Source organism: Enterococcus sp. HMSC078F03 (genome assembly GCF_001811595.1).
GTDB lineage: Bacteria > Bacillota > Bacilli > Lactobacillales > Enterococcaceae > Enterococcus > Enterococcus faecalis.
The window spans coordinates 211,342-229,687 of record NZ_KV805556.1 but is presented as its reverse complement, the minus strand read 5'-3'; the positions used below and the strand labels follow the sequence as shown (position 1 = coordinate 229,687).

Annotated in this window: 21 protein-coding genes and 2 riboswitches; of the genes, 1 reads left to right on the top strand and 20 read right to left on the bottom strand. The window is 38.6% G+C overall.

Features of this window, described 5'->3' with window-relative positions:
• Positions 1-12: 12 nt before the first annotated feature.
• The 20 genes from HMPREF2810_RS06675 to HMPREF2810_RS06580 all read right to left on the bottom strand — a co-directional run bounded on the left by HMPREF2810_RS06675 (position 13) and on the right by HMPREF2810_RS06580 (position 17,200).
• Complete coding sequence (locus HMPREF2810_RS06675; RefSeq protein ID WP_002357519.1) at positions 13-276, bottom strand: EutN/CcmL family microcompartment protein; 264 nt, start codon at positions 274-276, stop codon at positions 13-15.
• Between the two features lie 12 nt (positions 277-288).
• Positions 289-888, bottom strand: a complete 600-nt coding sequence (locus HMPREF2810_RS06670; RefSeq protein ID WP_010715222.1) for a TIGR02536 family ethanolamine utilization protein — start codon at positions 886-888, stop codon at positions 289-291.
• A 14-nt stretch (positions 889-902) separates the two neighbouring features.
• Positions 903-1,538, bottom strand: coding sequence for an ethanolamine utilization phosphate acetyltransferase EutD (gene eutD, locus HMPREF2810_RS06665; protein WP_002357516.1), 636 nt, complete (start codon positions 1,536-1,538; stop codon positions 903-905).
• A gap of 3 nt (positions 1,539-1,541) precedes the next feature.
• The gene (locus tag HMPREF2810_RS06660) at positions 1,542-2,111 is read right to left on the bottom strand and encodes a hypothetical protein (protein ID WP_010715223.1); all 570 of its coding nucleotides are present in this window, start codon (positions 2,109-2,111) and stop codon (positions 1,542-1,544) included.
• 67 nt (positions 2,112-2,178) lie between these two features.
• The gene (locus HMPREF2810_RS06655) at positions 2,179-2,469 is read right to left on the bottom strand and encodes a BMC domain-containing protein (RefSeq protein ID WP_002357513.1); all 291 of its coding nucleotides are present in this window, start codon (positions 2,467-2,469) and stop codon (positions 2,179-2,181) included.
• 123 nt (positions 2,470-2,592) lie between these two features.
• Positions 2,593-4,071, bottom strand: coding sequence for an acetaldehyde dehydrogenase (acetylating) (locus tag HMPREF2810_RS06650; RefSeq protein ID WP_010715224.1), 1,479 nt, complete (start codon positions 4,069-4,071; stop codon positions 2,593-2,595).
• Positions 4,062-4,580, bottom strand: a complete 519-nt coding sequence (locus tag HMPREF2810_RS06645; RefSeq protein WP_002360254.1) for a BMC domain-containing protein — start codon at positions 4,578-4,580, stop codon at positions 4,062-4,064. Before HMPREF2810_RS06645 ends, HMPREF2810_RS06650 begins: the two co-directional genes overlap by 10 nt.
• Before the next feature lie 13 nt (positions 4,581-4,593).
• Entirely contained in the window at positions 4,594-5,247 is a 654-nt protein-coding gene (gene eutL, locus HMPREF2810_RS06640) for an ethanolamine utilization microcompartment protein EutL (protein WP_010715225.1), read from the bottom strand.
• 13 nt (positions 5,248-5,260) lie between these two features.
• Complete coding sequence (gene eutC / locus HMPREF2810_RS06635; RefSeq protein WP_002363986.1) at positions 5,261-6,172, bottom strand: ethanolamine ammonia-lyase subunit EutC; 912 nt, start codon at positions 6,170-6,172, stop codon at positions 5,261-5,263.
• Positions 6,173-6,189: 17 nt separating this feature from the next.
• Entirely contained in the window at positions 6,190-7,554 is a 1,365-nt protein-coding gene (locus HMPREF2810_RS06630) for an ethanolamine ammonia-lyase subunit EutB (protein WP_002357506.1), read from the bottom strand.
• A gap of 17 nt (positions 7,555-7,571) precedes the next feature.
• Positions 7,572-9,020: an ethanolamine ammonia-lyase reactivating factor EutA gene (eutA, locus tag HMPREF2810_RS06625; protein ID WP_025192223.1), complete on the bottom strand. Its 1,449-nt coding sequence runs from the start codon at positions 9,018-9,020 to the stop codon at positions 7,572-7,574.
• A 66-nt stretch (positions 9,021-9,086) separates the two neighbouring features.
• Complete coding sequence (locus tag HMPREF2810_RS06620; protein WP_002357504.1) at positions 9,087-10,520, bottom strand: sensor histidine kinase; 1,434 nt, start codon at positions 10,518-10,520, stop codon at positions 9,087-9,089.
• A complete protein-coding gene (locus HMPREF2810_RS06615; RefSeq protein WP_002357503.1) occupies positions 10,521-11,093 on the bottom strand; it encodes an ANTAR domain-containing response regulator in 573 nt (190 codons plus the stop codon).
• Between the two features lie 27 nt (positions 11,094-11,120).
• Positions 11,121-11,468 carry an ethanolamine utilization microcompartment protein EutS gene (gene eutS, locus HMPREF2810_RS06610; protein ID WP_002345864.1) on the bottom strand — a complete coding sequence of 116 codons (348 nt, stop codon included), beginning with the start codon at positions 11,466-11,468 and terminating at the stop codon, positions 11,121-11,123.
• 159 nt (positions 11,469-11,627) lie between these two features.
• The gene (locus HMPREF2810_RS06605) at positions 11,628-12,758 is read right to left on the bottom strand and encodes a 1-propanol dehydrogenase PduQ (RefSeq protein WP_010715227.1); all 1,131 of its coding nucleotides are present in this window, start codon (positions 12,756-12,758) and stop codon (positions 11,628-11,630) included.
• A 292-nt stretch (positions 12,759-13,050) separates the two neighbouring features.
• Positions 13,051-13,200, bottom strand: a riboswitch (adenosylcobalamin (AdoCbl) riboswitch).
• Positions 13,201-13,244: 44 nt separating this feature from the next.
• Complete coding sequence (locus HMPREF2810_RS06600) at positions 13,245-13,826, bottom strand: cob(I)yrinic acid a,c-diamide adenosyltransferase (RefSeq protein ID WP_002408470.1); 582 nt, start codon at positions 13,824-13,826, stop codon at positions 13,245-13,247.
• On the bottom strand, positions 13,823-14,266 hold the full coding sequence (locus HMPREF2810_RS06595; RefSeq protein ID WP_002363995.1) for a EutP/PduV family microcompartment system protein: 444 nt from the start codon (positions 14,264-14,266) through the stop codon (positions 13,823-13,825). The genes HMPREF2810_RS06600 and HMPREF2810_RS06595 overlap by 4 nt, the downstream gene beginning before the upstream one ends.
• Positions 14,267-14,407: 141 nt before the next feature.
• Positions 14,408-15,175, bottom strand: a complete 768-nt coding sequence (locus HMPREF2810_RS06590; protein WP_002365688.1) for an ABC transporter ATP-binding protein — start codon at positions 15,173-15,175, stop codon at positions 14,408-14,410.
• A complete protein-coding gene (locus HMPREF2810_RS06585) occupies positions 15,172-16,179 on the bottom strand; it encodes a FecCD family ABC transporter permease (protein WP_002361862.1) in 1,008 nt (335 codons plus the stop codon). The genes HMPREF2810_RS06590 and HMPREF2810_RS06585 overlap by 4 nt, the downstream gene beginning before the upstream one ends.
• Positions 16,172-17,200 (bottom strand): ABC transporter substrate-binding protein, encoded by a 1,029-nt coding sequence (locus HMPREF2810_RS06580; protein WP_025192224.1) that lies wholly within the window; start codon positions 17,198-17,200, stop codon positions 16,172-16,174. The genes HMPREF2810_RS06585 and HMPREF2810_RS06580 overlap by 8 nt, the downstream gene beginning before the upstream one ends.
• A 117-nt stretch (positions 17,201-17,317) precedes the next feature.
• Positions 17,318-17,489: riboswitch (cobalamin riboswitch) on the bottom strand.
• A gap of 194 nt (positions 17,490-17,683) precedes the next feature.
• Here HMPREF2810_RS06580 and plsY point away from each other — a divergent pair.
• Entirely contained in the window at positions 17,684-18,313 is a 630-nt protein-coding gene (plsY, locus tag HMPREF2810_RS06575; RefSeq protein ID WP_002360243.1) for a glycerol-3-phosphate 1-O-acyltransferase PlsY, read from the top strand.
• The last annotated feature ends 33 nt before the right edge of the window (positions 18,314-18,346 follow it).

Genomic DNA, 18,346 nt, shown 5'->3' with positions numbered 1-18,346 from the left:
GTCTCGTCCTCCCTATTCTTCCTCTGTAGAATCAATGACACCAACAATCATTGCATCAATTGGGACATTCGGATCTTCTGCCGAAATACGGGCAGCATTGCCTTGACTAATTAACACTTTGTCCCCGACACCAGCTCCAGCGTTGTCAGCAGCAATTAAAAATCCTTGCTTTTCGTCCTCTTGATTCAAAATATCAACCATCATAAATTTCCAGCCATTTAATTTTTCATCTTTTCTTGTTGACCAAAGGCTACCAGTCACTTTTCCTAAAAGCATCGTTTTTCCTCCTTACGTCAGCAATTGATGTTTCCTAGCATAATCTTTCGCTAACGGGGTTAAATAGGCATTTTTACTTAAAGAAACACCTGCTTCTGTCATTCTTATCAATTGTTTTTCAGTAATGTAGGTTCGTTTGGTCTCCGCCAAAGAACGAAATTGTTTTTGACAGGCCGCCTGAAACATAGCATAATTTTCTGAATCATGATAAAAAATCATCCCAAACTGTTGGCACATGTCCACGTTTTCCTGAATCGTTTGTTTCAAACGATACTTCAATCGTGAATTTTTAATCACTGAAGGTATTGGGGTTAAAACCAATACCGGCTTACCTTCAAATAAGAATGCTAAGATGTTTTTGACTAATTCATCCGTTTCCTGTAAATGCGCAATCGCATTTACTTGGGAAAGCGTTAGCCTCTTTACAATCAAACCTCGTGCTTGCTTCTGCTCCTTGGTTACCCAATTTACATCAGGAAAACGAACAAACATTTCTTCAGGAAATGCTTCTTTTGCTTCTGCTAAAGCCACTGAATAAGACGACGACAGCAATTGTTGACAAATTCGATCAGTAATCTGTTGAATCAAATTTTCCATTTCAGAAACGTTCATTGTCCTTCCTCCTTTTACTTAAGAATATAGCCACGAGCTCCTTTGGTTAAGCCGCAAGCGTTGGCTTCATCGTAGTCAATATGCATGTACGTTGCAAATCGCGGACTGATTCGCACAACTACATCATCAAAGATTAACGGACGTGTGCCTTCCACTTTGACTTGCACAATTTGGCTATTGCTTACTTTATTTTTCAAGGCGTCTTCGGGTGTCATGTGAATATGACGTTTGGCAACAATTAAGCCGTGACTTAATGTCACAACTGCTGATCCGTTCATCAGCGTGACACCTGGTGTCCCTTCTGTCTTGCCACTCTCTCTAACTGGGGCGTTAATTCCTAAAATACGTGTATCCGTCATAGAAACTTCAACTTGTGATTCGCTACGTTCAGGGCCTAAAATAACCACATTTTGAAAAAGTCCTTTAGGTCCAGCAACCGTAATTCGTTCTTTACAAACGAACTGTCCAGGTTGTGATAAATCTTTCACTTTTGTTAGTTGATATCCTGGTCCAAATAATGCATCAATCTCTTGACGAGACAAATGAACATGTCGGCCAGAAGCTTCAACTTCAAAAGTATTTTGTTGTTGTTGCTGAATTCGTTTAACAACTTCTTCAACAATTTCATTCATTGAATCCAATTTGTTCATCTCCTAGTTTCGTGATATTTCAGCCATGGTGCTAATTAATTCTGTAGCCCAAGATTGAAAAAGGCCGAACAGTTGTGATTCTCCTTTTAACTGGAGAATAATTTTATCTAGTTGTAATTGAATTTCTTTTGAGGAATAGCGCCATTGTCTCTGTTGGTTAGTTAGAATACTTACCTTTGATTCCAAAATGACTGGTTCCATTACAAGCGACTGTTCTAAAATAAATTTCTCTAACCACAGTTGTTGTTGTTCGAAATATAACCAACCTTCTGTTGATAACGCTTCATTCGTTAAGAAAGGCAAATACAATAGATGGCTTAAGTGCCGAATCTCATAAATTGTTTCTTTTGATAAATGTTCTTGTTTTTGTTTTTGTGAGGAGGCCTTCACTGAATGAACCTCAGAAAGCAATGGGTTTGTTGAAGAGAAGCTGCTATTAATCCGATGCTCGCGTAGATAGCTTTTGGCGGCTGGCGTCAGAAAACTGCCTACAGGAAACACAAAATCCGTGCCATCTTCTAGTTCTTTTTTAAGCCTTTTGTTGCGAAGCATATCTTCTGTAATAACTGTCATAACACCCCTCCTCAATGAAAGTTTAGGACAGAAGTAATGAACCTACCTCTGCCCCAAAAAATCAAAATTATAATTCAGTTGTTGCGTGAGGTAAAATAGCGTCTACTTCTGTATGTGGACGTGGAATTACATGGACAGATAATAATTCGCCAACACGTTCTGCTGCGGCAGCACCAGCATCTGTTGCTGCTTTTACAGCACCAACGTCACCGCGAACCATTACTGTAACTAAACCGCCACCGACTTGTTCTTTTCCAATTAAAGTAACGTTTGCCGCTTTCACCATTGCATCGGCTGCTTCAACAGCACCTACTAAACCACGAGTTTCGATCATTCCTAAAGCATTTGTACTTGACATTATAATTTCCTCCTAAGATGTATGTTTTATTTTTAAAAATTTGGGACAATTAGCAATTTGACTTAGGTCCCAAACCCTAAATCCAATAATTCATTTGTTTTACTCTTACTCGCTCGTTTCTTGTTAGTTTAAGCGAGCTAAAACTTGAGCCACCAAGGCATTTACTAGTTCTTCTTGATTGGTTGTTTCGCAAGAAGTAGCCACAGATGTGGTTGATGTTTGACCAAATTCTTGACGAATCTCTTCTAAATCACGCACGCCATAAGCAACACGACGTAAATTGAACAGATTTTCAACTCCAATATTATCAGAAGTTGAGCTGCCACCAACTGCGCCACAACCAAGTGTTAATGCTGGCACTAAGTTAGTTGAAGCACCAATTCCGCCAAGTGTACCAGAGGTGTTAACAAGCAAACGAGAGACGGGTTTTCTTAAGCCAAATTCACGAATGACTTCTTTGTTTTCTGTGTGAATACCCATCGTATGACCCGCACCTTCACCTTTCAAAATTTCAATTGATAACGCGCAAGCTGCTTCCCAGTTTTCAACTGTATAGAAAGCAATAATCGGCGCCAATTTTTCTCTTGAAAATGGATATTTCAAGCCTACATGTGTTTCCTCGGCAACAATTAAGCGGCGATCTTTTGGAATAGATAAACCAACTAATGAAGCAATATGTTGAACGGAACGTCCTACGATTTGCGGGTTCATTGTACCGTTTGGTCGTAAAATAAATTTAGCTAATTTGTCGGCTTCGGCTGGACTTAAGAAATACGCGCCCTGCTTAATTAACTCTTCTTTGACCGCTTCACGGTTGACAGTTTCAACAATAATTGATTGTTCCGATGCACAAATTGTACCGTTATCGAAAGTTTTTGAATCCATTATCTGTTTCACTGCATGAGGAACATTTGCGCTTCGTTCGATGTAGGCTGGTCCATTACCAGGCCCAACACCGATTGCTGGTGTTCCAGAAGAGTACGCTGCTTTAACCATTGCGTTTCCACCAGTAGCTAAAATTAAATTTGTTTCTTTATTTTTCATTAATTCGTTGGTCGCTTGCATAGTTGGCGTTTTGATGACCGAGACACAACCTTCTGGTGCCCCTGCAGCAATAGCCGCTTTTTGGATAATTTCTACTGTTTCAATAATCGATTTCAACGCATTGGGATGTGGTGAAAAAACAATGCTGTTGGCAGCTTTTAATGAAATTAATGCTTTGTAAATGACTGTTGATGTCGGGTTGGTAGAAGGAATTAATCCTGCAATTACACCAACTGGGACAGCAATTTCAGTGACTTTTTTGGCAGCATCATCATTGATCACACCAACTGTAGGTTTGTCCTTCATTTCGTCATATACTACTTTTGAAGCGAAAGCATTTTTGATGATTTTATCTTCATAGATACCAAATCCTGTTTCTTCATTGGCCATTTTCGCTAACTTTTCTCGTTGGTTAAACGTAGCCTCTGAAACTGCTTGGACAATCGCATCGATTTGTTTTTGCGAAAATGTTGCTAATACTTGCTGTGCCTCTTTGGCTTTTCTGATTAAATTTCTTGTTTCTTGGATGGAACGTAAGTCTTTATCTACTAATTCCACTCGTCTTCACTTCTTTCTATTTCAGCCATGATTGCTTGAATTAAAGCTTCTTTATTGGCAAATTTAATCTCACTTTTCTTTAAACTACTTAGGTTCATTTTGTAGGCTTGTTTGCGTAAATCAACCACGCGTTGTGTTTCTAATTTTTGGCGTGTGCCAGTGTGTTCTTCCAAGTCTGGTGTTTCAATCTCTTCTTCAATTACTTCTATTTGTTCCATCGGTTCAGGTGCTGACTTGGGTTCTGGATCTGATAAAATCACTTCCGTTTGAGCATCAACCCGTGAGATCACATGATGAGCAATTAAACAATTTAATTCTTTAGCTACTTCCGTGCCTACTTCAACGGCAGCTTGAACCGCGGCAACGTCACCAATCAGTTCCACAGTTGTTAAACCGCCATTAATAATTTCAGCTTTTAACAAAGTAACGTCGGCGGCTTTTAATGCCGCATCGGCCACACTAATGGCACCTAAAAACCCTTTGACTTCGACCATTCCTAATGCTTTCATTCAGGTCACATCCTTAATAACTCAACGGATTGTCAGCGATATTTTGAATGACTTGTTCAAACGCACTGCAAGCAGCTTTACATGCAGATTGACTACCTGTCAATAAGGCGCCGCCAAAGTTCGTTTCAGAAGGTGGGCCATAAAAGACACCCATTTGAACATCGGCAGCTTTCATTGCTGCATCTAAGCCAACCATTGCTTCTAGCGGTGGAGCAATCAGATAAGCAATCGCTTCACCTTCAGGAATATTCGCTTGTTCAGATAAAAAGCTACCCGTTCTTGACACTACATGCGCAAAATAAACAATACTGTCATCTTCGTTAGCACTATAGAAGCTGGCTTCTTCTTCAATGACTTGCGTAATGACACTCAAGCCACTATTGATTTCGGCAGGACTCGGACCAGCAATAATGCCAATCACTTCACCGGCTAATTTGGTTGAAGCATTTGCTGCGCCAGCATACATACTTTTACCGTAAACTACAGTAACATCGGCGGCTTTAGTTGCTTCATCTAATGCAACATAAGTGACATCATCACAATCGGAAGTAACAATTCCTAATGAGCGATGTTCTGGTTTCAATGATAATTCTTTTGCTAATGCCGGATCGACATTGGGAATGACTTTCATACTTAGGACATTTGCACCTAGACGATCATTTTTCATGAGAAATCCTCCTTTATTCAGCTTCTTTTAAATCAATACCAGATTTTTTCTTGTCTAACATTTTTTTAATAATTTCGGCAATGTAGGCGCCTGCTTCAACAGCCGGTGTCCCACCTTTGTGAATATTTGAAATAACTGTCCGCCGTGCTTCTGGCATACCGACAGTTGGTTTGTAAGCAATGTAGGCACTCATAGATTCAGCTGTTACTAAACCAGGACGTTCGCCAACTAGCAAGCAAACAACATCAGCGTCAGTGATTTCACCAATTTTATCCATTGCTGGCACACGACAATATTTAACAAAAACTACATTGTCGAAATCTAAGTTGTACATGTTTAATCCTTGTTTAATTGCTGGTAGGACTTCTTTAATATTCGCTTCGATAGCAGCTGAACTAAGGCCATCCCCTACGACCATTTGGATTTTGGCTTTTGGTGTCGTATTTTTCCGAATGATTTCACTATTTTCTTCATCAAATTGACGACCATAATCTGGACGTGTTAAATATTCATCTTTACTGTTACAGATTGTTTTTGTAGAAATAAAATTCATTTCTTTTACCAAGTCTTCGCTTACATCTGAAAAGACCGCATCTTGTGCTGCCGCATGGTCTGCTCGGAAACGTAATGTTGAACTAGTCATATAACGCGTCCCTGCACGACCAACGCCTAAACGAGCTGGCGAGAAAGCTTTCATTTTTAATAGTGCTTCAGGATCTACGGCATTTTTCAATAGTAATTGTTTACGTAAATCTACTTCAGTAATGTCAGGAATTAGGCCTTCTTCAATTTCTGTCGTTTCAGTGACGTGTGTTGTGACTGGTTTTTCTTCAGCAGTCACAGTGGCAGTCGAAACCGCTTGATTGTCAGCGACCATTTCTGTTAAAATTCCGGCAATCATTTCTTTTAATTCTTTTTCGTTCATTTGTATTCTCACCTCGTTTATTTAATAAATACAGATGCATCGCCAGCGCGACTTGTTAATTTTCCGTTTTCCATTAAGCCCATTTTTTCCATCCATTCTTCAAATTCTTTAATTGGACGTAAGCCTAATGTTTCACGAATCGTCGCAGTTTCATGGAACCCAGTTGTTTGATAATTTAACATGACATCATCGCCATGAGGAATCCCCATGATATACGTACAACCAGCTGTTGCTAATAACATTGCTAAGTTTTCCATATCATTTTGATCAGCTTTCATATGGTTGGTGTAGCAGACATCACAGCCCATTGAAATTCCAGTTAATTTGCCCATGAAATGATCTTCTAAACCAGCGCGGATGACTTGTTTTGAATCGTAAAGATATTCTGGTCCAATAAAGCCAACAACGGTATTTACAATATACGGATCAAATTTTTTGGCTAAGCCATAACAACGCGCTTCCATTGTGACTTGGTCTGCGCCAAAGTTCGCTTCAGAAGAAAGTTCTGAGCCTTGACCTGTTTCAAAATACATCACATTAGGACCAGCTGCTTGACCACTGTGAAGTGCTAAATCTTGTGCTTCAGCTAAAATTTCTGCATTTAAACCAAATGCTGTGTTCCCTTTTTCTGAACCAGCGATGGATTGAAAGACTAAGCCAGTTGGCGCGCCTTGACGCATGGCTTCCATTTGTGTCGTTACGTGAGCAAGCACGCAAGTTTGTGTTGGAATTTCCCATTCGCTACGGAACTCTTCAAATTTGTTTAAGATTCGTTTAACACTTTCTGTAGAATCATCAACAGGATTCAAACCAATTAAAGCATCACCGGCGCCATAAGAAAGACCTTCCATAACTGAAGCCATAATGCCATCGACATTATCGGTTGGATGGTTCGGCTGTAAACGATTTGAAAAAGTTCCGGGACGGCCAATCGTTGTGTTGGCGGTTTTTTCAATATTGATTTTTTTTGCGCCAACAATTAGATCCATGTTGGACATTAATTTACAGACAGCAGCAATCATTTCAGAAGTGAGTCCACGGGAAATTCGTTTGATATCAAAATCGGTTGTTTCCGAAGATAAGATAAATTCGCGTAATTCTGCGACTGTCCAATGTTTAATACTTTCAAAAATTCGCATATTGACTTGGTCAATAATAATGCGTGTCACTTCGTCTTCGTCATAATCAACAACGGGATTGTTAAACAAGTCATTTAAGGACAATTCCGATAAAACGACTTTCGCTGCCACGCGTTCTTCGGCTGAATTAGCAGCTACGCCAGCTAACTTGTCGCCAGACTTTTCTTCATTGGCTTTGGCTAAGACTTCTTTAACGGATGTAAATTGATAGACTTTGCCAAATAGTTTGGTTTTTAAAATCATCTTTGTGTCGCTCCTTTTTAATTAAATACTAAGGTCTTAACAATGACTGGAAGGACGGCTCCTTCTGCCACTGGTAAACCGATATCTACATAATCACCGTTTTCTACTTTGACCGAGTCAAGACAGATAAACAGATAGTCTTTTGGCAGATGGGCACTTAAGGCATGCCCTAAAGCTTTCGCCATGTCTTCATCCACCATAACAATAATGGGAATTTGTTCAGCAACTAAACTAGCTAATCCTTCCACAATCCCTTGACCATAGCGTTGAATATCAGCAAATGTTGGATTGCTCATGCCTCTAATTGCTAGGGCAATCTGGGGCGTTTCTTCAATACGATGCCAATTGAGTTTTTCTTGGATTCGCTGGCCTAATTCTGTCACAGTAAGGGTTTCATCCTCTTGCGCTAATTTTAGAATTGGGATATTTTTTACCGGCAAAATTTGCTCACGGTAAGCAATCGTGCTTCCGCTAATTTCAGCAGTATGTGAACCTGCTCCGACGACCGTTGCTCGGATTGTTTCTGCGCTTTCTAAGACTTCTTTTTCCGAAAAAATCAGTGACTTTCTCAAGTATTTCCCTAAAAGTAAGCCGATGTCCCCATATTTAAAGAGATTCGTACTTGTCGTATTTAAGCAATCAGCCACACCACCAGAAAATGTTACAATTGGTAATTCCTCACCTTTTCGTAGTGGATGGTTGGTTACTAATAACTGGTAGAACGGACTTTGTGTCCCCAAGCCAATGCTATTTTCTAACACGGCAACTAATTCCGAAATAATTGGCAGTAAGTTTTGTTCGGTGGCTTGGTCACCAAGGTGCAAGGTTAGCCCTTTTTTATTTATAATTTCTTGAATTTTCGGAGCTATATAGGTGATTTTTTGTTGTTGATCTAATTTAATTAAGCGTCCGCCAATGTCAAAACAAGCCGTGTCAATCACTTCACCATCTTTAAAGACAGCTAAATTTGTCGTTCCACCACCAATATCTAAATTAACCACCGGTCGGCGTTTCGTTTCAGAATAAGTTTGAGCACCAGCGCCTTTCCCGGCAATGATACTTTCTAAATCAGGACCAGCCGTAGCAACGACAAAATCACCTGCATAGCCACTAAGTGCTCGTAGCACATTGTTGGCATTGCTTTTTCGAGCAGTTTCACCTGTGATAATTACCGCACCCATTTGAATATCTTGTTTATGAATGCCTGCTTGGCGATATTGCTCCGCTACAAACGCTTTGATAGGTTCTGCATCAATTTCTGATTGGTTAAGTAAGGGTGTAAAGATAATGTCACTTCGGTAAATGACTTTTTTATCAGAAATGCTGATACGTGGTACTGTAAACGCAGAGGCAAAATTTTCAACAGTTAATTCTGACAAGACTAATTGGGTTGTAGACGTCCCTAAATCAATCCCTACGGTTAAAAGTGTTTCCTTCGACATCGCCTGACTCGCCTCCTTTTGCATACAAAAAGGCACTTAAAGAATCGTTAGAAAATTTCTTTCTACTTTTCTTTAAGCGCCTTTGCTTAATCAATGAACAACATCACTGGTGTTCTGTTCGAAATAGAAACAGGTTTTAGTTCCCTGTTTATTGGATTCAATTGTAATTTTTCCTTTTAATTTATCTTTTACGTAGCTTTTGACAATCATCAAACCTAAACTGGTCTCGTTACTTTGATGAACGTCATAGCCTTTACCATTATCTGTAACAGTAATGGTAATCATTTTATTATCTAATGTTCCACTAAGTTTAACAACGCCACTTGTTTGTGGCTCAAATGCGTGATCAAAAATGTTTTGTAATAGTTCGTTGACAACAAGGGAAATGGTGACCATTTGTTCGCTAGAAACCATAATGGCTGGATCAACATCCATCATCATCTCAATGGGTTGTGCGCCTTGAAAAAGATGTCTAAAATTATACATCACTGCTTCCAATGTTTGCCGTAAAGCAACGTCATCTTTGACTTGTTTTGACAGCAATTCATGGGTGGCTGCAATCGCCATAATTCGATTGACACTTTCATGAAGGACTTTCTTTGCTTCGGGGCTTTGCGTTCGCCGTTCTTGAATACGCAATAAGGAAACCACCGATTGCAAGTTATTTTTAACACGATGATGAATTTCACGAATCGCAACAGATTTGGAAATAATTTCCGCTTCTTTTTCTTTAAATTCTGTATTGTCTTGAATAATCATAATCAGTTGTTCTTCTGATGCCAACCACACTTTCCGAACCTTAAAATAATAATTAAGGTAGGTCGTTTTGCTTTCAATTGGTTGATTACTCATTTTATATTTCATTTGATACAACACATATTCAAAAGTTGTATAATCGATGGACAAATTGTCATAGCTCATTCCAATGATATTATCCCGATAACCAAGTTTGCGATAAAGCTCTTGTGCATTGTGATTGGTAATTAATAAGTGACCCGCCGCATCAAAAATCAAAACGGCTTCTGCCAATTGATCAATAAATAATGCGTCGACTTGACTAGTTGATTTCGCTACTTTTGCTAACTGGCAGTTATTTAACTCCTCTTTTTGTAAGTCCGCTTGAATCTCTTCATCTGCCGCAATCTCGACAATAATGACACCAATCGTTCGATGTTCATTGCGAATGGGATAGATATTTTGCTTAATCAAACGATTTTCCTGAGTCACTGCTAACAAACCAATGCTATTTAAGCTAGTTTGCATGGTACGCAGAACACCAGGTTCATTTTTTAATAAAGCTTCCATCCCGACGACATCTCCGCTATATAAAGAAGTTGTCTTCGCAGGCGGCTTATGATAAACGACTAGTGCTTGCTGTGACATTTCCTTATACACATCAATAAAAACATCTGCACTTTGATAGAGTGTCGTCGAAGAAAGATAACGTGCTGTACGTTGTAATTCTTTAATGTCTGATTCTGAAAGATTGGTATATTGGTGACATAATTGCTCTAATCGTTTCATTTATTCATCATCCATTACAATCAATTCTGCAATTTCACTCATACGTGCGCGTTTGTTCATACTTAACGTACGCAACATTTGGTAGGCTTCTTCTTCCGATATATGATTTTCTTTTACAAGAATACCTTTGGCTTTTTCGATAATTTTACGTTCTTCTAATTTTAAACTTAATTTATCGATTTGATTTAGTAACAGCTGCGTTTGTTTGCCTCGTTCAATGCTCATTTCAATTGTAGGTATTAATGATTTTTCATCTAGAGGTTTAACTAAATAACCCAGTGCGCCTAATTTTTTAGCCTTGTCCGTATTTTGTACGTCACTGTATGCAGATAAAAAGACAATACTACTGGCTAGTTGGTCTTGAACAATTTTTTTACCTGCTTTTAGACCATCTAAAATTGGCATTTGAATGTCCATTAATACTAGGTCAGGTTGTGTTTTTTTACATACTTCAATTGCTTCAAAACCATCGGCCGCTTCACCGACTACTTCGTACCCTGCTTCTATCACAATATCACGAATATCGAGTCTCGTAATAGGTTCATCATCGACTATTACAATTCGTCCATCCATTTTCTTCACGCCCTTGTCCTTTCAACGCTATGTTCTGGTAATTTTACAAGTTACAGAAAAGTTTAAAATCTGTTGTAAACCTTCAATCACCGCTTGTAAGGCTGCTTCTACTGAGCTTACGTCACCAGAAATGACCACCGATCCAGAAAATCGATCAATAAAACCGATTTGGATATCTCCGCTTTTAGTCGCAATATCAACAGCGATAATTGCCGCTTCGCTCGGAGTGATTGTCAAAATACCTAGTGCATTGCTGGTGCCTTCTGGCAATCCTAATTTTGTATAAATTTCTTTATTAGGACTAGCAATGATGTGCGCTAACGTTACTTGTTTCCCAGGAACATATTCTTGAATCATTCGTTGTTTTTCTTCCAACCAGACTCGCTCCTTTAATTTAGCAAATAAAAAATCCTCAATAAAAAACGTAAAGGTTCCACTTTCGCTTTCTACTAAGGAGCTTCTTTGCTCTTAAATTTTGAAGCACGCCGTTGTGCTACCCACATTATATGTTATCGATTTCATCCTGTCAATCGCTTATAAGATAGAATTTAAAATTTTTGTCACTTCTGCTGCTGTTGGTTGGACAGGATTTGTTTTGGTACAGCCATCCATCAATGCGCCTTCAGCTATTTTTGGGATCGCAGCTTGGACTTCTTCTTTTGGTAAACCATAATCACTAAAAGTGGCAGGCATGTTTAATTTGTGACGGAGTTGCTTGATTTGTCGAATAAATTGTTGAACACCAATCCGTGCATTGGTTGTCTGTGTATCATTTAGACAATTTGCTAACTGCGCATAACGTTTGGCTGTTGGTTCGTTGGTGACTTTGCCATTCGCTAAGCCACTGTTATATGCAATGACTTCAGGTAAGAGCATTGCATTCATTCGTCCATGTGGCACATGTAAACGCGCACCGGCCGCATGAGCAATACCGTGATTCAAGCCTAACGAAGTAACATTAAACGCCATCCCTGCCATACATGAAGCTAAATGCATATTTTCACGAGCTTCTTGGTTGCTACCCTCATTAAAGGCTATTTCTAAATTGTCGAATACCAGGCGAACGACTTTTTCGCACAACGCATCTGAAATCGGATTTGCTTCTGTTGAAACATACGCTTCAATAACATGCGTTAAGACGTCCATTCCTGTATCCGCTGTGATTTTTGGTGGCACACTCATCACTAAATTTGTATCTAAAATCGCAATTTCTGGTTGAATTTCATCCGTTACAAGCGGGATTTTCGTGCCAGTTTCTGCAACCGTAATCACTGAAAAATTCGTAACTTCTGAACCAGTTCCACTAGTTGTAGGAACCGCAATAAACTCAGCAATCTGAGTTTGCAAAGTACGTTTGCCAAAAAATTTCATTGCTTTGGCCGCATCAATAGCGGATCCCCCACCTAAAGCTAATATCGTATCTCCTTGAAATGTCGCTAACTGCTTAATTCCCGCAGCGATTTTATCAATTGGTGGATCGGGGATGATGTCACTAAAAATTTGCCATTCACTTTTTGTTAAATGCTTTGTCACTTCATTCACAAATCCAGAGTCAACCATGAATGGATCTGTGACAATGAAAACACGTTTATCATGAAGTGTTTCCAAATTGGCTAATGCGCCTTCTCCTACCCATAGTTCGGTAGGGAAATGAATTGTTTTCATCTAAATTCCTCCTTAATAAAATACAAAAAGACACTTCAAACAAACGAAAAATCATCTGTCTGAAGCGTCTTTGCTTCCTTATGTATACGCCATTGTACACGAAACCTTATCCATAGAGTACAACGCCTTTAATTAATTGTCAATAAAAAAAGGGAATATAGCAGTACGTCATTGTACCTGAAATCTCCTTCAACATTGAAAGACCAGCCCAAAATTCCCAAAAGCACTTCCTCGTGCCATTAATTGGATTAATACAAATATCTTGGGCTGGATTTTCAACACAAGCGTTGTTAAGAAACATCCTGTTTTGCCTCGAAACAGCATGCCCAATAATGAAAAAATGAAAAGACCTGACTTAAAAGCAACCTTGCTTCTTCACAGTGGCGGGACCGTGCCAGATTCTCACTGGCTTCCATTCATATTTTTCATAAAATATTCGTTTAATCTATCTGAAATTTACCATAAGTTTTTTAGAAAAGCAACTGTTTACAATCCATCCTCTTTAATTTTATGGAAAACCTTTTCGCTTCGTTCATAAAAAACATCAGGTCGTTGTGCTTGAACATTTAAATAGCGAGCCAACGCATAAAAATAATCTGATAAACGATTGGTAAAAATTAATACCTCTTCGTTAATTTTGGCTGTCCAATTTAAACGAACAATGATGCGTTCTGCGCGCCGTGCAATCGTCCGAGCCACATGAACCATACTGGCTGCTGAGGTTCCGCCAGGTAAAATAAAACGATCAATATCTGGTGATTGTGCAGTGTAGAAATCAATCCGCTGTTCTAGCCAATGGACACTTTCCTTTTGTAATTTAAATGGTCGTTGTGCTTCAATCGGTGTTGACAAATCTGTTCCCGCATCAAAAAGTAAATGTTGTAAAGCTTCTAGTTCTTCTTTAATTTCTTGATTTTCTTGTGGAAGTTGGCTGATAATGTAGCCGACCCAAGAATTCAATTCATCAATTGTTCCATAACTTTCAACTCGATCAGAATCCTTAGCGACGGTTGAGCTGCCGACTAATTTCGTCATTCCCTTATCGCCAGTTTTTGTATAAATTTTCATTCTGCTTCATCCTCCTCTAAATAATCTACTAATTCTTGCAAGCCAATTTTTTCAACAGAAGAAATTTCAAAAATTCTTGTTGCACCCGCACTTTTTAATTGTTGCCGAACAATCTCTAACTGCTGAGAATCTTGTGCTAAATCAATCTTGGTTAAAATACCAATGATTTCTTTCGGGAAAATACTACCAAATCCTGGTGAAAAAACTTGTTGTGTTTCTACAGCACTTTGAACCAAACCGATCACATCTGCTTCTGCCGCTGTGACGTTTAATGCATTATAATATTGCCGATGCAAAATAAACTCGCCCGGTGTATCAATCATTTCTGTATGAAATTCCACCGCCTGTGTTTTATCATAAATTAATTCTTTGCCTTGCAGAGCTTGACATAACGTGGTTTTGCCACAACCGATAGCTCCCATTAAAATGATTCGTTTCATCGCTACCTCCATAAAAAAGGAGCCCAAAGCAAGTACCATCACGTACTTAGTCTTGGGCTCCTTTGCCGATTTGTTAAAACACGCCATTGTGTTTCTGATTCTTTGCCTTTATCTTACCTGTTTCCAAAAAACTTGTCAAAGTTATTGGATAGTTTCCCAAACTTTATGTTGTTTCTGAAAATAGGAAACAATATCTGTTTCAAAAATCGTTTGTAAAAATTCTTTTGAAGCCAACGTTTGAAAATCACCTTGCGCGGCCACTTTCCCTTGCTTCATAAACACAATTTTTTCACTCAGCGTTAACGCTAAACGGATATCATGAAACACCCCGATTAACGTTTTCCCTTCTTGCGCACTCCACTCATTTAACTGCTGAATCAATTCTTGTTGATACCGAATATCCAAATGATTATTGGGTTCATCCAATAAAATAATTTCTGGATCTTGTACAAATAATTTAGCCAAAAATACTCGTTGTTGTTGTCCTCCTGAAAGCTGATTGACAACTTTATCTTTTAAAGGCAATAAACCCGTGCGTTCTAAATAATAAAGGACTCGTTCTTTTTCTTGTTTAGAAACAATCGGTAAAAAACGTTGTGCTTGTTGTCGATACGCCCCCATCAAAACTGTTTCGTAAACCGTATAATCAAAAGCAACTGTCGTGAATTGACTCATCATCGCTACTTTCGTTGCCAATTCCTTCCGCTTTTGTCCATGAACTTCTTGACCATCAATTAAAACAGAACCACTATAAGGGACAAGTCCGGCAATCGTTTTTAAAAGTGTCGTTTTACCGCAACCATTTGGACCTAAAATACAAGTTTTACTACCTGTCGGAAAAACGAGGGAAATATCTTTTAAAATGGGGGTTTGTTGGAGTGTTACAGCTGTTTCTTTTAATTCAATCATGCAGCAACGCCCCTTTTTTTAAAGTAAATATACAAGAAGAATGGCGCTCCAATCAAGGCTGTTACGGCCCCGATGGGAATTTCTCTTGGTGATAAAATCGTGCGGGCAATTGTGTCCCCTATTACCATGATGGTCCCACCTAAGATTGCTGAACCGGGAATCAACCAGCGATGAGTCGCCCCTAGATAGCGACGGACAATATGTGGTGCTATTAAATCAACAAAACCAATCACACCGACAAATGAAACCGCACTTCCTGCTAGTAAACTAGCCAAAAGAATAATGCGTAGTTTTGCTGTTTTGACTTCTACTCCCGCTAACATCGCATGTTCTTCTCCTAAGCCAAGAACATCCAATGCATTGGCATCAAACCAAAGAAACAGACTACTGACAAGCAAGATTGGACAATAAATAGCAATTTTTTGCCAATTACTGCCAGAAAAACTACCCATTTGCCAAAAGACTAATTGTTTCAAATAATCTTGGAAAAGTGCTGTAATCAACGTCAAAATAGCACCGACAAACAAGGTCATAATCATCCCCACTAAAACAACTGTTTGATTGGACATTTGACTATCCATTGTTTGCGTAAATAACAAAACTAAAAAGACCGTTGCTAAGCCAAAGATAAAACCAGTTAAAGGCAATAAAAATGCCCCTAAGATCGAAGCAGTTACTCCAGTTACCATGATTAACGCAGCGCCTAAGGATGCTCCCGCTGATACGCCCAAAGTATACGAAGAAGCTAAAGGATTACCTAAGAGCGATTGCATCACCGTGCCACTTACTGCTAAGCCTGCGCCCACGAGATAGGCCATCACGACACGCGGTAACCGAACATTCCAGATGATTCCCTCTAAAATCCCGTCTTCTGAAACCGTCTTTTTCACTAAAATTTGAAGCAAATCCGTTAACGAAATCTGAACACTTCCAATTTTAATACCCAAAAAGAGCATGCTCATACTGATCAAGAGCATCAGTATGAGACACGTTTTTTTACTCATCTTTTAAATCCTTATATTCCTCTGGATAAACAGCTTTTGCCATTTGTTTTAATGCTTTGGTAATGTGGTTATTTGGTAAAGAGCTAGACATATTATCAATTTCGAAAACTTCTTTGTTTTGAACTGCTGGAACGCTTTCCCAGTTTTTACGAGCTAAAATTTCTTTGGCGGGATCTTTCATATAGTTAACATTGGTTAAAATGACTTCTGGTTTTGCAGCAATGGCCGCTTCTTCTGTCACTGGTAACCAGCCTTTTTCATTTGCCAAAACATTTTTTGCCCCAATTGTTTCAATCATTTCATTTAAAAATGTCCCATTACCAAAACTATAAATGTCTGGTAAGGCAGCCACTTCAAACAAAACAGTTTTTGGTTTTTTAATAGTTTTCCCAATTTTGGCTACTTCGTCGATTTCTTGATCCATTGTTTTGATTAACTTTTGTCCTTTTTCATGTTCAGATAAGCTATCCGCGATGAATTGGACGTCTTCTTTGATTGCTTTGATACTTGTACTAGTGGGGATATTAACGACTGTAATTCCAGCATCTTCCACTTGTTTCCAAACACTTTCTGAACTAGCTAAATTGATGTCATTCACATAAACAATTTGTGGTTTCAAGGCAATCAATTTTTCTGCATCGACAGCCATCATATCCATTTGTGGTAATTTTTTTAAATCAGTCATCATTGTGCTACTTTGAGTATCAACTGCGATTAATTGGTCGGTTTTACCTAAGTCTTCAATCACTTCTGTTGTTGATGGCACTAGAGAAATAATTTTGGTTGCTTCTTTGGGTAAAGTAATTTCTTTGCCGCTACGGTCTTTGGTTGGTAACGTTACTTCTGTTTTTTCAGAAGAGGTAGTTGCTTTCTTTTCCTGTTTACCACACCCTGCTAATCCAAGTGTTGCTACTAAACCTAAAGTCATCATTGTTAAAGTAAATTTTTTCATTTTTTCATCCTCGCATTCGTCTATTTTATTTTGGGGAAAATTTTTTGAAATGAACCTCCTTTGTCTCAACGTCAAAACAATACAAAAAAACCACTTTTTTCTCCAATAGAAAAAAAGCAGTCACTTAACTATGCTAATGATATACTCAGCCAGTTATCTTCAAAGCCCCTTCTTTTTCCTACAAAAGAATGATTAGACTTATCAAGCCGGTATCCTGACTTAGCTTCTTCTTACTCCCAATCCTTCCAGAATAATCTGTGGTCTTATTGGTTTCATCCACCATACAGTAGGTAGGTCTGTAGAGGATTCGCACCTCTTTCCCTGACACTTCATAAGTACATATATATTGTATCTTCGTTGATAACTAATTTTCAAACCAGTGATTAGACGTCTTTGTCTAATGACACACATTTATTATAACGGTTATCAACCATTTGTCAACGCTTCCTCAAGCAAAAGAAAAACTTTTCTTGTTTTAGTTATTAGACGTTGTTCCGTTTTTCTATTCATGATAAAATAAATCCTAGTTTGAATAAGAAAGAGGTTAACTTGATGAAAATCGTCATTTTGTTACTTGTTGCCTATTTATTAGGTTCGATTCCCTCAGGTGTTTGGATTGGCAAACTTTTCTTTAAAAAAGATATACGCCAATTTGGGAGTGGGAATACAGGAACAACCAATACATTTCGTGTCTTAGGGAAACCTGCCGGAATTACGGTATTATTAATGGATATCTTGAAAGGAACGTTAGCCACTTCATTACCCTATTTGTTTGGTTTACAAGGCGTGAACCCGCTTTTCTTTGGGGTAGCAGCTGTTTTAGGGCATACCTTCCCTATTTTTGCCAATTTCAAAGGTGGTAAAGCCGTAGCCACTAGCGCTGGCATGTTATTAGCATACAGCCCCACATTTTTTATTTATTCTGCTCTTATTTTTGTGATTTGTCTGTATCTAACCAGTATGGTGAGTTTAACAAGTATGATTAGCGCTGTACTAATTACACTTTCTACTATTATTTTGCCTTTCACTGTCCCAGCTATTTTACCAACATTTAACTGGTTATTAACCGTGATTGCGATTGCTTTGACTACTTTTATCTTTGTCCGTCATCGTGAAAACATTCAGCGAATTAAAAACGGAACAGAAAGTCGCCTCTCTTTTGGCTTACGTGCAAAAAAATAAAGAAAAAGGCTGTGAACAAATAATGTTCACAGC

What these genes read in the sequence shown, in the direction of transcription:
- eutL (WP_010715225.1), bottom strand. Translation starts at nt 5,247, where the DNA reads ATGAAAAATGATCGTCTAGGTGCAAATGTCCTAAGTATGAAAGTCATT.
- HMPREF2810_RS06620 (WP_002357504.1), bottom strand. Translation starts at nt 10,520, where the DNA reads ATGAAACGATTAGAGCAATTATGTCACCAATATACCAATCTTTCAGAA.
- eutA (WP_025192223.1), bottom strand. Translation starts at nt 9,020, where the DNA reads ATGCAAAAGGAGGCGAGTCAGGCGATGTCGAAGGAAACACTTTTAACC.
- HMPREF2810_RS06645 (WP_002360254.1), bottom strand. Translation starts at nt 4,580, where the DNA reads ATGAAAGCATTAGGAATGGTCGAAGTCAAAGGGTTTTTAGGTGCCATT.
- HMPREF2810_RS06670 (WP_010715222.1), bottom strand. Translation starts at nt 888, where the DNA reads ATGAACGTTTCTGAAATGGAAAATTTGATTCAACAGATTACTGATCGA.
- HMPREF2810_RS06655 (WP_002357513.1), bottom strand. Translation starts at nt 2,469, where the DNA reads ATGTCAAGTACAAATGCTTTAGGAATGATCGAAACTCGTGGTTTAGTA.
- eutD (WP_002357516.1), bottom strand. Translation starts at nt 1,538, where the DNA reads ATGAACAAATTGGATTCAATGAATGAAATTGTTGAAGAAGTTGTTAAA.
- eutC (WP_002363986.1), bottom strand. Translation starts at nt 6,172, where the DNA reads ATGAACGAAAAAGAATTAAAAGAAATGATTGCCGGAATTTTAACAGAA.
- HMPREF2810_RS06660 (WP_010715223.1), bottom strand. Translation starts at nt 2,111, where the DNA reads ATGACAGTTATTACAGAAGATATGCTTCGCAACAAAAGGCTTAAAAAA.
- HMPREF2810_RS06630 (WP_002357506.1), bottom strand. Translation starts at nt 7,554, where the DNA reads ATGATTTTAAAAACCAAACTATTTGGCAAAGTCTATCAATTTACATCC.
- HMPREF2810_RS06605 (WP_010715227.1), bottom strand. Translation starts at nt 12,758, where the DNA reads ATGAAAACAATTCATTTCCCTACCGAACTATGGGTAGGAGAAGGCGCA.
- HMPREF2810_RS06675 (WP_002357519.1), bottom strand. Translation starts at nt 276, where the DNA reads ATGCTTTTAGGAAAAGTGACTGGTAGCCTTTGGTCAACAAGAAAAGAT.
- plsY (WP_002360243.1), top strand. Translation starts at nt 17,684, where the DNA reads ATGAAAATCGTCATTTTGTTACTTGTTGCCTATTTATTAGGTTCGATT.
- HMPREF2810_RS06615 (WP_002357503.1), bottom strand. Translation starts at nt 11,093, where the DNA reads ATGGATGGACGAATTGTAATAGTCGATGATGAACCTATTACGAGACTC.
- HMPREF2810_RS06600 (WP_002408470.1), bottom strand. Translation starts at nt 13,826, where the DNA reads ATGAAAATTTATACAAAAACTGGCGATAAGGGAATGACGAAATTAGTC.
- HMPREF2810_RS06595 (WP_002363995.1), bottom strand. Translation starts at nt 14,266, where the DNA reads ATGAAACGAATCATTTTAATGGGAGCTATCGGTTGTGGCAAAACCACG.
- HMPREF2810_RS06585 (WP_002361862.1), bottom strand. Translation starts at nt 16,179, where the DNA reads ATGAGTAAAAAAACGTGTCTCATACTGATGCTCTTGATCAGTATGAGC.
- HMPREF2810_RS06590 (WP_002365688.1), bottom strand. Translation starts at nt 15,175, where the DNA reads ATGATTGAATTAAAAGAAACAGCTGTAACACTCCAACAAACCCCCATT.